This is a genomic window from Arcobacter pernae, from assembly GCF_049472135.1.
Taxonomy (GTDB): domain Bacteria; phylum Campylobacterota; class Campylobacteria; order Campylobacterales; family Arcobacteraceae; genus Arcobacter_B.
Map to the genome: position 1 here is coordinate 58,563 of NZ_JBMOVV010000001.1, position 16,231 is coordinate 74,793.

Here is a 16,231-nt window from a genome sequence, read left to right on the forward strand (position 1 = left end):
TTATTTAAATCTATTCGCTTATATTTTTACTAAATGAATTACGTGATTTAACTTTATGAAGATTAGTAAATATAATTGGATGATAATTTAAATATATAATTTAAAGTGTATTTTTTTTGTTCCTTAATCCCATAAGGTTTGTGGAACTTTGCAGTTTTTATTTTTTGAACACTTTGTGGAATACGAAAAACTCACTTCAGTACTTCGTGTTCTAAATATAAGAATATTTGAATGTGATACTTGTGATAATATTTTAGATAGAGATTTAAATGCAAGTATTAATATAAAAAGAGTTGGGACATCAACTTTAGCAGGAGAAATTGTAAAAGCTACCTCGATAGCCTAACTTCGTTGATAACTTTGGATTCATATGATAATGATGATTTTAAATTTGTTGGAATAGATAGTTCTGCTGTACCCTCAAAAGATTGTTCTTCTAATCTTTTTTTAAAACAGCCATTCTTTCAATAGCATCTAATGTTCTATGTAATCTTGACATTTTAACTCCTTTTAATTAAAATTTACTCACAATTTATAGTTAGATTTAATGGATTATTAGATTTAAATTTTTGTTCTTTTTTAGTATTCTTAATTAAAGTATAAGAAATAGTATATTTTAAAGAATTCATTTGTTTTTTTGTTATTTTATATTTTTTTGTATGATTTAAAAGTTCCGTTTGCAACTCATCAATTTTATTTAGATAAATTTTATCTTTTTCACAATCAAATATATTATTTGTTATTTTATAAAATAGTATAAAAGATGCTATATAAGAAATATTTTGTTTATTTCTCATGTAAGGGGTATTCCAATTATGGCTACTTATTATTCTTTCATATTCAACAGAATGATCAACTTTATAATAGTTAAGTATTTGTTCATACCATTTATATATATTTATAAATCTTTCATGTAATTTTTTATTAGTACTAACTTTCTTCATATTTTCTTTTGAGAAAAGTAATTTTTTTTCATTTAAATGAAAATCACCTGTGTAAATATATATAAAATTTAAATACTCTTCTAGTATGTTTTTATTTAACTTGGAATCTCTATCATTAAAATTATTAAGAGAGAATAATTCAATATTTTTATACAATTTCTCAATAAATTGTTCTGCAAAATCTTTTCCATATTTTTTAGCAAGTCTACCATAAACACCTCTCATAGAAAAATTATATAAATTTGCCTCAAATAAAGAGAACCATACTGCTGCTTCTGATTCATTTTTAGGGAGTTTCTTTAAAGCTTTATGATAGAAATAATCTCTTGATTCTTTTATGGGAGATAATAATTTACTCTGAAAATCTATCCCTAAACTTTTTACAAAAAAAGCATAATATATGTGTATAACATAAGCACTTACAAAATCTTTTCTTGCCTCCTTTAAGACTTCAGGTGCTTTAATCACATAATCTTTATATGTTACTGAATATATCCATATATTCAAGACAATAAATAATAAAATAATAGTTATACTTCCCTTCTTAAACTTATTCATTCTTTATCCTTTATTTAGCTTTAGTAAAATGATGTCACACATAATTTTTCTTCAGTTTTTAAGATTACCTTCATCAGCATCTTTATATCTCATATTTTTAATTTTAATTGCATGTTTTCTTTTCCGTTCTAATATTACATCTAAAGTATCTACTTTTACATTTCCTATAACTATTTATTAAATATGCATTATATACAACATGGCCTAAAAATTAATAAATAACATATAAAAAAATTATGTATTAAAACACCAATAATCACCTTAGATAAGGTAGATGTAAAACTTTTTAGTAAAAAATATTATTTCAAGCAATTTTAATCTTTCACTATAGTTTTAATATATGTATATTAGGGTGATATCATGATAAACCTGCAAAATGTTAATATATTGGGAGATGAAATGTGGGTAAAGAATTGTTATAAAGATGATTAATAAAAAAAGTTCAACAACCTGTTCTTTTAGGAAAATAGACATTACTTTACAATCATTCTAATATATGAGATAAATAGTAAGTTCAATACAAAGGATTTATTATGAATGTAGGTTATGTAAGAGTTTCAACTTCAAGCCAAAATCTTGAGAATCAAATTGATCAACTCAAAAATGCTGGATGTGAAAAGATTTTCTCAGAAAAAAAGTCAGGAAAGAATGAATCAAATCGTGAACAGTTTAAGATAATGATGGATTTTATAAGAGAAGGTGATGTACTTTATATTACAAAACTTGACAGATTAGCAAGGTCTGTAATAGATCTTCATAATATTGCAAAGTTTTTACAAAATAAAGAGGTAAACCTAAAAGTATTACATCAAAATATTGATACAACATCTCCAGCAGGTAGACTGTTATTTACAATGTTAGGTGCTATTGCAGAGTTTGAACGTGATTTGATAAATGAACGTGTTAGAGAAGGAATTGAAGCTGCAAAGAAAAAAGGTGTTCAGTTTGGTAGAAAAGCTATACTAAGTACAAAACAAAAGAATATTATATATAAGCAACATGAAAAAGGAAAGTCTGTTTCTTTATTATCTAAACTTTTTCATGTAGCACGTAATACTATCTATAGAGCAATTAAAGATATAGCTAAAAAGAAGTAGTCAATTTGACTACTTCATCTGTTCAAAAATTCAACTTTTTTTGGAACAGGCTTTATTTTATAAAAACTGCTCAATAAGTAAGAGGTTTTGAAAAACAGATTTTATGAATCAATAATTAAATTACCTTTACTACATCATTACGTTTTTCTTTTGATAGATATAGAGCTTTGTCAACACGTTGTAAGCATGTATTAGTTGTATCAGAATTGTTCATTTCAGTAACACCGATACTTATTGTAATCGAAGGAAGTTCTTTATCTACATGAGATTCAACTAAAGAACGTATTTCTTGAGCTTTAATATATGCTGCATCAATATCTGTTCTTGGAAGTAAGATAATAAACTCTTCACCACCCCAACGTGCAAAAATATCATTAATACGAAGATCTTTACTAATAAGTTTAGTTAATGCTATAAGTGTCAAATCTCCTATATAATGACCATAAGTATCATTTACAACTTTAAAGTGATCAATATCTATTAAAAGTAAAGATATATGATCTTTATATCTTTCTTTATTTTCAATTTCTTTTAAAAATAATTCATCAAACTTTTGCCTATTATATATTTTAGTTAAATGATCATGATAAGCAAAATATTTATATTCATTTTTTTCTGCAATATATTTAGTAATATCATTAAATACAATAATATATTCTGAATCATTTTCTATCTTTTTTATAGTAAGCTCAAAATCAAATATTTTATTATCTTGATTTTGAATAGAAACAATACGATTTATTTCAGTATGAAAAAACAAATAATCACTCCAGTAGCTATTATCCTTTACATCTGACAGTGTAAAAAACCCATTGTTTTGTATAAAAAGCTTAGCAATACAGCCATTAATCTTAGTAAATTCTTCAATAGATTTAACATTGAAAAAATTTAAAAAAGCATTATTAACACTTTGTAATTTATCACTACTTATTATAATGATAGGGTTTGGTATAGTATTAATAACAGAGAATAATTTGTTTTCAATTCGATGTTTCATATTAGAGTATAACTTATTTAATGAATATTTTCAAACAAAACTATAAAGATAGTTTACTATTATCAAGTGAAATAATTATTTAGGAGTTCAATGGATACATCTCTAATTATTTTAATTTACATTCCACATTAACAGCGACTCTACTACTAATTGTTTTAACAGTTGTTGCAATACTAGGAATTTGGAAATCAGTAAAATTTCCAACAATTTTTACTTTATAGCTTCCAATTTTAATTCTAGCTAATCTAACAAATTTTTTTATATTTATAGTATTTACATTAATAAATCTTGCATTAATTAAAATCAAACTTAAAAGTCCTACACCTGAAGGTATTATCAATATTCCTTTTTGGATACCTACACTTGGAATAATTGTAAATTTAGTACTTATATTTATTCAAATATTTTCAGTAGTTTAAATACTTATTTGAGGCTTAAGAATACAAATATAGACAACAAGATATTCATCTACTAATTTCAATTTTAAATCTTACTTTGAAATGCAGATACTTGTAATAAATATATAAAATTAGTTTTATGCTATCACTTAAAATTTTTGAGAATCAATTGTTAATTAGAACTATTTCAAACTTTATGAATAAAAACTTGCTATTTTTATTTATTTCAGATATAGTGTGGTACTTAAAGAAAAAATTAGTACTTATTTATTGTTTGCTTTTTATTGACTTCAATGTCAACACTTATCTCTCTAAAATTTAAAACCCTGATTTAACTTTACTAAAACTTCTTAAATGAAGTAATATATATAAAAGGATTTCTATGTCAAATAGATACAATGGAACTGTAAAATGGTTCAATGATGAAAAAGGTTTTGGATTTATCCAATTAGAAGATAATAGCAAAGATATATTTGTTCACCATAATGAGATTAATAATAGAGGTTATGGAAGAACTTCTTTAAAAGATGGACAAAAAGTTACTTTTAATATTGGTGTAAATCAAAAAGGTGAACATGCAACGAGTGTAGAAACTCTATAAATGTTTTGTCTAATATACGATATAAATATCAAACAATAGTATTTGATAATGTTGATATACATTTAAAAACACTTAAAAATACTCAGCAATTCTATGATAAAAACAATGAAGCTCAAGACTTAGGGATAAATTCTTCGTCTTGGTCTTTGTTTGGAGTATTATGGCCTTCAAGTCACATTTTAGCTAACTATATTTATCAATCTGATACTACTTCAAAAAGAATTCTTGAAGTTGGATGTGGTATTGGTTTAAGTAGTTTACTTTTAAATCATTTACATCAAGACATTACAGCAACCGATTATCATCCAGAAGTAGAAGCTTTTCTTGTAAATAACTCAAATTTAAATAATGATACAGATATTCCTTTTCATAGACTAGACTGGGAAGATAAATTTTTAACAAAAATTGGAAAATTTGATTTAATAATAGGAAGTGATTTACTTTACGAACAAAATCATGGAGAGTTACTTTCTCATTTTATTAATCAATATGCAAATAATAAATGTGAAGTAATAATTGTTGACCCAAGTAGAGGTAATCATTCAAAATTTAAAAAAGAGATGATAAATTTTGGGTTTAAATATAAAAAGATAGATACATTGAAATATTCTGATAAAGAATTCAAAGGTTCTATCCACAAATACAATAAAGGATAAAATTGACCATACTAACAATGGAATATAAATATATAGTTTTTTTAAAACTACTAAAGAAAAAAGAAAAGCTTGAAGATGCTTGTTCAAAATCTGGATTAACTATGAAAGAAGCATCTAAGCTTATAAACATAGTATTATAAAAAATAGACCACAATTATTAACTAAAGTCAAACCTATTTTATAATAATTAATTGTTTTATTAATTAACATAATAATATTATTAAATAAATTAAGTATAATTTATATATTTAATTAGGATATATAATGACAACTAAAATAATATTTCTATATTTAACACTAATAACAACTTCACTATATGCAAATGATACACTAGAAGTTTGATCTGTCAACATTAAATAGGACTCAAAAGATAATAGACAAACTATTATAATTATGAGTTTGAAAATAAGTTCAACAACCTGTACTTTTGAACATATTCCAAATCTCAAGTCTTTTTGAGAAAAAATTTTTATTATCAAAAACTGCTCTAGAAGTAGCCTTTTCCAATTGATTTTATAATATTAATAAAAAAAGAAAAAGGCTAAAAAATAATTAATAGATTTAATCTTTAATTTTAACTACCAACATACTTTTATCTTTTCTGTAATCAGTAATAAAGTAGTTAGTTTCCTCTTTAAAAATATCACTCCATCTTTCATATCCATAGTTTTGAGGAATTAAAGATGAGTCTTTATTTTTTAAATATTGTGAGATTACTGCAACATTTGCAAATCCATCATCATACATTGTATTATTAATTGCTTCTTTTAATATTATATTTATAGGCTTTTGTTTTTGTCTTAATCTTGGTAACTCAAAAAACTCTGAAAATGCCTTTCTTAATTTATTAGGTGTTTTTTCTTCTCCGAAACCAATACTAATTATACCTTTTGATTTGATGTCAATAGCAAGGTTTGTAAAATCACTATCACTTGATACTAAAACTATAATATCAATATTAGATATATGTGTAGTATTAGTAACATCAATTGCTATTTTAATATCAGCTGAGTTTTTACCTGAAGTACTTCTAAAGATTGTTATGGGTTCAATTGCATACTCACTTAATTTTTCTTTCCATTGATTAGAGTCTTCATTACTCCAATCATGGTAAGCTTTATTTATACTAACTTCACCTATTTTTGCTAATTCATCAAATATCTCATCAAGATATTTATAACTAATATTCTCACAATCAAAGAAAACAGCTATTTTTTTATTAATCATTTTTTATCCTTTAAATATCAAAAAATAAGTAATGATTTAAACGAAGAGATTTTTATTTTGTATTCACTTAAAGTATTACTTATCATTTTCAAATGTTAAGATATAAAAAGCTAACTATCAGCCTTGTACTTTAAGTTAAAAAGGAGAGTTCCTCACACAATTAACTTTTGCACTCTAGTTTGTGCAAATCTTAAAAAGATAACAAATAATACAATATATATTTTGAAATTGCAATAGCTTAATTGAAATAAATTATATTTTTGAATAAAAAGAGGATAAATTACATAAAGTTTATAAAAAGGTATATTCTCAATTGAATTGTACATATATCGCACAGTTTAAAGGAGAATATATTTAATTAGTTATTGATGTGACAGTACTTTTCAAAAACCTGTAACATTTGGAACATTCTTCAAATAAGAATCAGTAATTAAATTATAATATGATTTTAATAAGTATCTATACAGATGCAAAAATTTTACATTTTGACTTTAACTGCTTTTGAATTTTAACATCTAAAAAATATAAATATATGAAAAACATCTGTTTTCCGACACTTTTTAAAATAGTGTTGTAATATCCTGATAAATATACAAAAAGTAATGTCGGAAAACTTCTTTGTACGAAAATAGCTAACTAAAAGTTTTTCGTATATGGTTTTAAACTTTAAAACTATTTTCATGAATTTTGATCCTATAGAATTGGGCAAGAAAAACTAGTTTGAATCTTAATATAGGCTTTTATCGTATCAATACTGAGTTTAGGACTAATATGTATATATAAATTAACACTAATAAAACATTTATTTTGATAAAATTTAATAACTAGCTAAAAATGGATAACAATGAAGTCTATAATTAAACTATTTTTATTATTAATAACTTGCATGTATGCATTAAATGCCCAAAAACTAACAACTACAGAAAAAGAGTATATAAAAAATAATACTATTAAAATAGGAATGGTAAAAGAGTATTATCCTTTTAGTTTTAAACAAAATGGTAAAATCAATGGCTTTTCTTATGAGTATTTTAAATTACTCGCTTCAAAAGTAAATTTAAAATATGAGATAGATATAAATAATTGGTCAACAACTCTTGAAAATTTTAAAAATAAAAAAACAGATATTATTGATGCTATATCATATACAAAAGAAAGAGAAGCTTTTACAACTTTTACAGAGCCTTATTTTAGTATTCCCAATGTAATATTTGCTCAAAAAGATAGTATTAAAAACTATAAAGGTTTAGAGTCACTTAAAGGCAAAAAAATAGGTATAACAAAAGGGATCTATTACTATGAAAATATTAAAAATTTAGATCTTTTTGAATTAGTAGCATTTGAAAATTCAAGAGAAAAAATAAAAGCACTTGCTTTTGGAAATATAGACGCAGCATTTAATAACCTTACAAGTGGTCAGAAATATATCTTACAAGGTGCATACACTAATCTTGAAATATTAGATGAGATTAGTGAAAATATTATTAAAAAGGAAGATTTGCGTTTAGGTATCACTAAAGAAAATACTATTTTATATTCAATTATACAAAAAGCAACAGCTTTAATCACTCCCTCAGAAAAACTTCAACTTATAAATAAATATTTTGCTCCTCAAAAAAAAGTAATACAAAACGCACTCATAAATCTTACAAAAAAAGAGAAACAATGGCTTAAAGATAATCCAACAGTTACAATCGCTCAAATGATTAAATTTCCACCTTTTTCTTTTGAGGAAAATGGAAAAAACATTGGTTATGAAATCGATTTATTAAATCTCATCTCACAAAAATCTGGCTTAGAGTTTAAAATAATCTCTGGAAATTGGAGTGACAATCTAGATAGTTTTAAATCTAAAAAAGTTGATATGATTAGTTCAATTTCATACAAAAAAGAAAGAGAGGATTTTACCCTTTTTACAGATAGTTATTATGAAATACCAAATGTTATATTTGTAAGAGATGATTTCAAAAACTATAAAGGAATTCAAAGTCTAAAAGGAAAAAAAGTTGGAATTGTACAAGATGTTTTTTATGAAGAGGAGCTAAGAAAATTCGGCTATTTAAATATCATTGAATATAAATCTGAAGTAGACCTTGCTAAAGCACTTGTTTTCAATCAAATAGATGCAACAATTGGTTCACTTACTACTATGAATGATATTATTAAAAAAAATTTGTATTCTAATATAAAGCTTGTAGATGAACTTCTTTTACCAAATATATCTAAAAATGACCTACACTTTGGAGTAAATCCACAAAAGCCAATACTTTATACTATCATCAAAAAAGCACTTGCATCTATAAATGAAAGTGAAAAAATTGAAATGTTAAATCGTTGGATAAATGTAAAAACTTCCATTGATCAAATAAATACAAATTCAAAACTATTGCTTACTAAAGATGAACAAAACTATCTACAAAGTAAAAACAATGTAATAACTATGTGTATTGACCCAAATTGGATGCCTTTAGAAGCTTTTGACAAAACAGGTAAGCATATAGGTATGACAGCAGACTATTATAAAGTAATTTCTAGTCGTTTGGGAGTAAACTTTAAAGTTATTAAGTCTGATACATGGACACAGTCTTTAGATTTTGCACAAAATAGACAATGCGATATTCTATCTTTAGTTATGCAAACTCCTGATAGAAGTAAGTATCTTAATTTTACAGCTCCATATTTAAGTATTCCTTTGGTAGTTGCTACAAAATTTGATGTAACGTTTATAAATGATATAAATGAACTCACGGGTAAGAGAGTTGCTATACCAAAAGGGTATGCCTTCGCTGAGCTTACAAGAAATAAGTATCCTAAAATTCAAATTATAGATGTAGAGAATATTCATGAAGGTTTAAAAGGGCTTAGTGAAAATAAATATGATGCCTATATAGGTACTTTAACTAGTATTGGTCAAGTCATCCAGAAAGAATATCTAGGGGAACTTAAAATCACAGGTAAAGTAAAAGATAATTGGGAACTAGGTATTGGTGTTAGAAATGATGATGAGGTTTTACTCAATATTTTGCAAAAAGCTATAAATTCATTAACCCAAGAGACTCGTAATGAAATATTAAACAAATGGGTTTCTGTAAAATATGATAGAGCTGTGGATTATACACTATTATGGTATGTCTTAATTGGATCAACAGTGATAATTGCCATTTTGTTATATAGACAATATTATATTAATAAACTAAATACTCAACTTAAACAAATTTCAATTACAGATGGACTTACAAATATCTACAATAGAAGATATTTTAATGAATTGTTTCCCAAGATTATAAACTCAGCAAAAAGAAAAAATGAGTTGTTGTCATTTGTTATAATCGATATAGATTACTTTAAAAAATGCAACGATACTTATGGTCATCAAAAGGGCGATACTGTACTTAAAAGTGTAGCTACTTGTATTAAAGATTCACTACATAGAGCAGATGACTATTGTTTTAGACTTGGCGGAGAAGAGTTTGGGGTAATATTTAAAGCTGATAATAAAGAAAAAGCAATACAGTTTGCAAATACGATTAGACAAAATATAGAAAACCTTCAAATTGAGCATACAAGTAATAGTGCAAGTAAATATATAACAGCATCTATAGGACTTGTTTGTAAAAATGCATCAAAAATTAAAGATGATGATAGCATTTATAAAGAAGCAGATGAATTGTTATATAAAGCAAAAGAAAAAGGAAGAAATAGGGTTGAATATAAGTAATATTTGTTTTAAAGTAGTTTTGAAATAAATAGCTAAAAAAACTTCTTATTTTATAGGTATACAAACTTCAAACTCTGCACCTATATACTCTTTATTTTTATATTTAAATTTAGAGTTTTTAGCAGATATAGAGCCTTTATATGAGTTGATAATAATCTTGCTCATATAAAGTCCTATTCCTGTTCCTTTTCCTTCTTTTTTTGTAGTAAATCTTGATTCAAATATTTTATTTATTATATTTTTGTCTATACCACCTGCATTATCTTTTATCGTAATATAGATTTTATCTTCTTCTATTTTTGTATCTATAAAAATATATTTATTATCATTTATTGAGTCATCAAGAGCATCAATTGCATTATTTACTATATTCATAAGTATTTGAACTATCTCGTTTTCAACACCAGTAACCTTATACTCATTTATATCTTTTATTACTTCTATGTATCTATTTCTTAGTTTTGAGTTTACAAGTAATAAAACTTTATTTATACAGTTTTCTAAAGAAAATTCTCTCTTTGTTTTATTTGTATTAAAAAAATTTCTAAAGTCATCTATCGTTTCAGATAAGAACTTAGTTGAAGTTGTTATGTTATCCATTTCTTTTACTAAAGTTTTATTATTTAAAATATCTAGTTCTTCTTGAAGTTTTATTCCTGATGCTGTAGTTGAGATAGTATTTAAAGGTTGCTTCCATTGATGAGCGATATTATCTATCATTTCTCCCATTGCAGCCATTTTTGATTGTTGTATAAGTAAAATATCTTTTTCTCTCAACTCTTTTTCTATCTTGTTTCTTTGCTTTTCATAACGGTTTACAAGATAGTATAAAAGTAAAGAAGTAATAAATATAAAAAACCAACCTTTATATGATTGAATAGAGTTTAAAGTATCAATATCATTTACAAGATTAGCTAAGATTTTATCAGAATAAAAAATCCATAAAGAGCCAAATAATGCATATGCAAAAATTATTTTAAAGTTTGAAGATATAGTTTTCATATTTATTCTTTGTCATAGTATATCTCCTATTATATCAGAAAAATTGAAGAATAAGAAATATACAATATGACAAATAATTTTATTATTTTTTAGTTATTAGACTTCATCCATTCTTTTTTCAAACTCGGCATTTAGTCTATCAAGTTCATTTTGAAGTTCAATTAGTCTTGCTTGTTTTTTTTGTTTTTCAACTCCATCTAAAGCTTCAATTTCTTCAATTTCAAGTTTAATTGGTTTTGTAACTTTACTTTTTTCAGCTACGATAATAGATCTTAGTTTTCTAATCTCTTTTTTATTTCTTTTAGGTTTTGCAACTTTTTTCTTTGGTTCATCTTGACCATCATCCCAACCACCTTTTTCTAAGAACTCATCATATGTTCCGTTGAAGTAATCAGCTCCATCATTTGTAAAGATAATAAGTCTATCACATACAGCTCTTAGTAACTCTTCTGAGTGAGTTACAATCATACAAGACCCTTCAAAAGCTTTAATAGCATTTGTAAGAGCATCAATAGAGTCAATATCTAAGTGGTTTGTAGGCTCATCTAGGAAAAGTAAGTTTACATCTTGTGCGATGATTTTCCCAAGCATAACTCTTGATTTTTCACCACCTGAAAGAAGTGAGATTTTTTTCTTTGCATTATCTCCACTAAACATCATAAGTCCACAAATACTTCTGATAACTGCTTCAGGAAGTTTATGGTTAACACTATATATTTCATCCATAATTGTATTTTTTTTGTTTAGGTGAGAGATATTTGTTTGTCCAAAGTGTCCAAAAACACATGAAGGATGATAGTTTACACTTCCACTTAAAGCTTCAAGTTCACCTGCAATTGTATTTAATAAAGTTGATTTACCCTTACCATTTTTACCTATGATACCTATTGTTTCACCTCTATTTAGTGCAAAAGTTATATTTTTGAATAGTATATTATCAGGAGTATATCCAAAACTTAAATCTTTTACTTCAAGTAAGAATTTAGCTGCTGTATCTTTATAGTTAAAATCAAATTTTAAGTTAGCATCATAATCTAAATCTTCTAGAATTTCCATTTTCTCCAAGATTTTTATTTTTGATTGAGCCAGTGTTGCTGTAGCTGCTCTTGCTTTGTTTTTAGCAATAAACTCTTCTAAATCTTTGATTTTTTTCTCTTGTGCAATTTTTTGTTTCTCATGATGTTCTTCATTTGCTAAAATTTGCTCATAAAACTTTCTAGTACCACCTTGAATCATAAAAGCACTTTTTCTTACAATACCTAAAGTATGAGTACAAACGCTATCCATAAACTCTCTATCGTGAGTGATTAGAATAACTTCTCCTTGAAATGACTTTAAGAAAGCTTTTAGCCATCTAATAGATAAAATATCTAAGTAGTTTGTAGGCTCATCTAGTAAAAGCATATTTGGTTCAGTAAGTAAAAGTTTTGCAAGGTTTATTCTAATTTGATAACCACCAGAGAATGATTTAGGGTCTTTTTGTAAATCATCTTCTGAAAATCCTAAACCAAATAGCATTTTTTCAGCTTTATAAATATCATATTTATCATCTTCACTTAAAGCTAAGGCTGTTTCATCTATTAGTTTTTTCTCAGTAAAATCAAAATACTGTTTTAAAGCACCAATCCTATAACCTTTTGGAAATTTAATCTCACCAGAGTCGTATTGTTCTTCTCCTAAGATTAATTTAAATAAAGTTGATTTACCAGTACCATTTCTTCCTACTAGTCCTACTTTATTTCCTTGATTTAGTCTTAAATTTAAGTCACTATATAACTCACCTGTTGGGTAACTTTTCGATATATTTATTAATTCAATCATAATTCTCTTTTTTGCAGTTTTTTAAGAATGGGATTATATGATATAGACAGTTAGATATTTATAAATCCAATTATATAAACCATATATTTTTTCTTTTAATAACAATACAATTATGGTATTATTTTTGTCTATAATAAGAACATAAAATAATTATTACCAAAAGGATAAATCAATGCAAACTGATTCAAACTTTCATGTTGATTTAAAACAAATGATATTAGCCATAGAAACAACAGTTGATTTAGTGGGAATGAATGACACAAATCATGGGAAAAGAGTTGCTTTTATTGCTACACAAATTGCAAATGCTTTAAATTGGTGTGAAGATGATATTCATTTTGTATTTGAATTAGGATTATTGCATGACTGTGGAGTTTCAACAGAACAAATGCATAGTAGTTTAGTAAATCACTTTGACTGGGAAGATGCCCATATTCACTGTGAAATAGGCTATAAATTATTAAGTAGTTTTGAACCTTTAAAAAAGTTTGCAATGCCTATCTTTCATCATCATACAAAATATGAGGAATTAAAAGATTTACAGCTTGAACAAAAAGATAAGATGATGGCAAATCTTATTTTTCTAGCAGATAGAATTGATATTTTGTCAGCTCTTCATTATGAAAATGATATTTTATTTGCAAAACAAGAAATAGTTGAAAACATTCTTCGATGTAAAGATAGTTTTTTTAATCCTACATTTGTAGAAGCTTTTTATGAAGTTCAAAAATCAGAAGCTTTTTGGATTTCCTTAGAAGATAGACATATTACAAGATACACTTGGGATATGGGAAGATATAAAAACAATTTAAATTTGACTATTGAACAAATAAAACAGTTATCATTGATTCTATCTTATATTGTTGACCAAAAAAGTCCATTTACCGCTCAACATTCAACACGAGTAGGTTGTTTAGCTTACTATTTAGCCCAAAAAATAAACCTATCAACTCTTCAATGCCAAAAAATACAAATAGCAGGTTTTTTACATGATATTGGAAAGCTTCATACTCCTGATTATATTTTAGAAAAAAAAGGAAAACTTACTGATTTTGAAAGAAGTGTTATGAACCAACATAGTTTTGAGACTTTTCAAATTCTAAGACATATTCAAGGTTTAGAAGATATTGCTGTTTGGGCTGCTTATCATCATGAACATTTAGATAGAAGTGGTTATCCCTTTCAACCAAATGAAAATGAACTTTCAATAGAAGCAAGAATTATTGCTGTTGCGGATATTTTTCAAGCCTTAGCTCAAGATAGACCATATAGAAAAGGAATGAGTCTAGAAAAAATTCTTGAGATACTAAATGAATTTGCAGATATTGGTAAGGTTGATAAGGATATAGTTCAAATAGCAATTGATAATAAGGACAAATGTTTTGATATTGCAAATGGAAAAACTAAAGAAAATAAACAAATAGAAAAACTACTTTTTGATATATAAAAAAGACAAAAACAGAAAGGACTTATATGAAAATAGAAATGTTTTATGATAAAGAGTGTCCTTTTTGTAACTCATATGCAAACTACATAAAATTAAAAAACAAACATGAACTTATACTTTTAAATGCAAGAGAAAATCAAGAGCAAATTGAGACTTTTAAAAGTTTAGGTTTTGATATAAATGATGGTTATATAATCAGAGTAGAAAATAGTGATATTTATCAAGGTGTGGATGCTATACTGTTTTTAAATGACTTAAGTCAAAACAGAGTTTTCTTTTGGGATAACTATTTTTTTAGGAGTATTGTTTATCCTTTTATTAAAAGCTTGAGAAAATTAGTACTTAAAATTATGAATAAACAAGTAAAACTATAATTGTCCATTTTTTACTTTAAATAGTCCGTTTTTTACCTTTATAAATATTGGACGAATTGTTAGAATTAACAAAAACAAAAAAGGTTAAAAAAATGGAAAAAAATTCAATTCAAACAAAAATTTTATTAGCAGTTCAAATACTTGTAGGTATAGGTTTAATAGTATTTGGTTTAAACAAATTCTTACACTTTATGCCAAATCCAGAGGTTTCTCAAGAAATGGGAATGTTTATGCAAGCATTAGGAAAAACAGGATATATGTTTACTTTAGTTGGAGCTATTCAGTTTATAGCTGGTTTATCTTTTGTCTTAAATAGATTTGTTCCTTTAATGGCAATTGTTATTGTGCCAGTTATGTTAAATGCCATGTTAGCTCACTTATTTTTAGACCCAGCTGGTATTGGTGGTTCTTTAGTTATTTTACTTTTAATATTAGTAGTTATGTTTAAAAATAAAGAGTCTTATGTTACAGTTTTAAAAGCTTAAAACAAAGAAGAAAAAATGAAAGAGAAAAATGAACTTATAGAGATACCTTTTCAAAAACTTAATGATGAACATTTAGAGTTTCAAATATTAGACATGAAAGAGCTTCTAAATACAACTAAGTTTTACGAGCAACTTGAAAACTATCATCGAATTAAGTTCAATTCTATTATGATTATTACCCAAGGGCAGGGTGAACATAATATTGATTTTAAAACATGGTCTTATAAAAAAAGAACAGTTTTATTTATAGCCAAAAATCAAGTAAGCTCTTTTAAATTAAATCCAAATATGAATTGTTATATTTTGGAGTTTACAGAAGGTTTTTTATGTAGCGTGATAAAAGAAACAATCACTGATATGTTTGACTATATGAGGTATTCTCCTACTCTACAGTTAGACGAAGTGACATTTGACGCAATTATTAGTAATATCAAGCTTCTAACTCATCAGTTGCAGCAACCAACTGATGAGTATAAAAAAGCTATCATACAATCATTATTTCAATCTTTACTTATTCAGTTAAAACGACAAAGAGTAAAAGGTTCAATTACTATAAAATCAAAAGATGAAAAACTTTATAATGATTTTACATATATGCTAAGAAACACACATAAATACACTTTAAGAGTTGAGGATTATGCAAGAAAACTTGATATTTCAAGTAAAACCTTGACAAGAGTTTTGACAAAATATACAAATAGAACTACAAAAGCCTATCTTGATGAGTTTTTATTGATTAAGATAAAAAGGTATCTTTTAGATGAATGTCTTACTTTGCAAGAAATAGCAAATAAATTAGAGTTTGATGAAATAACTAACTTAATAAAGTTTTTCAAAAAGTTTGAAAAGAAGACTCCTTTAGAGTTTAAAAAAGAACAGCAAAAACAATAATCTAAACCAAGATGC

Annotated in this window: 16 protein-coding genes; 10 read left to right on the plus strand and 6 right to left on the minus strand. The window is 25.5% G+C overall.

Annotation, left to right across the window (positions count from 1 at the left end):
- Nucleotides 1-148 precede the first annotated feature (148 nt).
- Nucleotides 149-346 (plus strand): zinc ribbon domain-containing protein, encoded by a 198-nt coding sequence (locus tag ACH5BF_RS00335; protein ID WP_423271965.1) that lies wholly within the window; start codon nucleotides 149-151, stop codon nucleotides 344-346.
- Nucleotides 347-521: 175 nt separating this feature from the next.
- On the opposite strand, the gene ACH5BF_RS00340 is transcribed toward ACH5BF_RS00335, so the two are convergent.
- The gene (locus tag ACH5BF_RS00340; protein ID WP_423271966.1) at nucleotides 522-1,502 is read right to left on the minus strand and encodes a hypothetical protein; all 981 of its coding nucleotides are present in this window, start codon (nucleotides 1,500-1,502) and stop codon (nucleotides 522-524) included.
- A gap of 533 nt (nucleotides 1,503-2,035) precedes the next feature.
- Between ACH5BF_RS00340 and ACH5BF_RS00345 the strand changes: the two genes are divergently transcribed.
- On the plus strand, nucleotides 2,036-2,599 hold the full coding sequence (locus ACH5BF_RS00345) for a recombinase family protein (protein ID WP_423271968.1): 564 nt from the start codon (nucleotides 2,036-2,038) through the stop codon (nucleotides 2,597-2,599).
- 115 nt (nucleotides 2,600-2,714) lie between these two features.
- On the opposite strand, the gene ACH5BF_RS00350 is transcribed toward ACH5BF_RS00345, so the two are convergent.
- Entirely contained in the window at nucleotides 2,715-3,596 is an 882-nt protein-coding gene (locus ACH5BF_RS00350) for a GGDEF domain-containing protein (RefSeq protein WP_423271970.1), read from the minus strand.
- A 106-nt stretch (nucleotides 3,597-3,702) separates the two neighbouring features.
- Nucleotides 3,703-3,936 (minus strand): hypothetical protein, encoded by a 234-nt coding sequence (locus ACH5BF_RS00355; RefSeq protein ID WP_423271971.1) that lies wholly within the window; start codon nucleotides 3,934-3,936, stop codon nucleotides 3,703-3,705.
- A 440-nt stretch (nucleotides 3,937-4,376) separates the two neighbouring features.
- On the opposite strand from ACH5BF_RS00355, the gene ACH5BF_RS00360 reads away from it, so the two are divergent.
- From ACH5BF_RS00360 to ACH5BF_RS00370, 3 genes are read left to right on the plus strand one after another with little or no spacing between them, the layout of a single operon-like run.
- Complete coding sequence (locus ACH5BF_RS00360) at nucleotides 4,377-4,595, plus strand: cold-shock protein (protein WP_423271972.1); 219 nt, start codon at nucleotides 4,377-4,379, stop codon at nucleotides 4,593-4,595.
- Between the two features lie 5 nt (nucleotides 4,596-4,600).
- Nucleotides 4,601-5,251, plus strand: a complete 651-nt coding sequence (locus ACH5BF_RS00365; protein WP_423271974.1) for a class I SAM-dependent methyltransferase — start codon at nucleotides 4,601-4,603, stop codon at nucleotides 5,249-5,251.
- 2 nt (nucleotides 5,252-5,253) lie between these two features.
- Complete coding sequence (locus ACH5BF_RS00370; protein ID WP_423271975.1) at nucleotides 5,254-5,391, plus strand: hypothetical protein; 138 nt, start codon at nucleotides 5,254-5,256, stop codon at nucleotides 5,389-5,391.
- Between the two features lie 421 nt (nucleotides 5,392-5,812).
- Here the strand turns inward: ACH5BF_RS00370 and ACH5BF_RS00375 are convergent, their stop codons facing one another.
- On the minus strand, nucleotides 5,813-6,478 hold the full coding sequence (locus tag ACH5BF_RS00375; protein ID WP_423271977.1) for an NYN domain-containing protein: 666 nt from the start codon (nucleotides 6,476-6,478) through the stop codon (nucleotides 5,813-5,815).
- Nucleotides 6,479-7,322: 844 nt separating this feature from the next.
- Here ACH5BF_RS00375 and ACH5BF_RS00380 point away from each other — a divergent pair.
- Nucleotides 7,323-10,196 carry a transporter substrate-binding domain-containing diguanylate cyclase gene (locus tag ACH5BF_RS00380; RefSeq protein WP_423271978.1) on the plus strand — a complete coding sequence of 958 codons (2,874 nt, stop codon included), beginning with the start codon at nucleotides 7,323-7,325 and terminating at the stop codon, nucleotides 10,194-10,196.
- 45 nt (nucleotides 10,197-10,241) lie between these two features.
- Here the strand turns inward: ACH5BF_RS00380 and ACH5BF_RS00385 are convergent, their stop codons facing one another.
- Nucleotides 10,242-11,198: a sensor histidine kinase gene (locus tag ACH5BF_RS00385; protein WP_423271979.1), complete on the minus strand. Its 957-nt coding sequence runs from the start codon at nucleotides 11,196-11,198 to the stop codon at nucleotides 10,242-10,244.
- Between the two features lie 96 nt (nucleotides 11,199-11,294).
- Nucleotides 11,295-13,019: an ABC-F family ATP-binding cassette domain-containing protein gene (locus ACH5BF_RS00390; protein ID WP_423271980.1), complete on the minus strand. Its 1,725-nt coding sequence runs from the start codon at nucleotides 13,017-13,019 to the stop codon at nucleotides 11,295-11,297.
- Between the two features lie 172 nt (nucleotides 13,020-13,191).
- Between ACH5BF_RS00390 and ACH5BF_RS00395 the strand changes: the two genes are divergently transcribed.
- The 4 genes from ACH5BF_RS00395 (at nucleotide 13,192) to ACH5BF_RS00410 (ending at nucleotide 16,216) form a co-directional block, all read left to right on the plus strand.
- Entirely contained in the window at nucleotides 13,192-14,466 is a 1,275-nt protein-coding gene (locus tag ACH5BF_RS00395; RefSeq protein WP_423271981.1) for an HD-GYP domain-containing protein, read from the plus strand.
- Between the two features lie 26 nt (nucleotides 14,467-14,492).
- Entirely contained in the window at nucleotides 14,493-14,840 is a 348-nt protein-coding gene (locus ACH5BF_RS00400) for a DCC1-like thiol-disulfide oxidoreductase family protein (RefSeq protein WP_423271982.1), read from the plus strand.
- A gap of 92 nt (nucleotides 14,841-14,932) precedes the next feature.
- A complete protein-coding gene (locus ACH5BF_RS00405) occupies nucleotides 14,933-15,325 on the plus strand; it encodes a DoxX family membrane protein (RefSeq protein ID WP_423271983.1) in 393 nt (130 codons plus the stop codon).
- Nucleotides 15,326-15,340: 15 nt separating this feature from the next.
- Nucleotides 15,341-16,216, plus strand: coding sequence for an AraC family transcriptional regulator (locus ACH5BF_RS00410; protein ID WP_423271984.1), 876 nt, complete (start codon nucleotides 15,341-15,343; stop codon nucleotides 16,214-16,216).
- The last annotated feature ends 15 nt before the right edge of the window (nucleotides 16,217-16,231 follow it).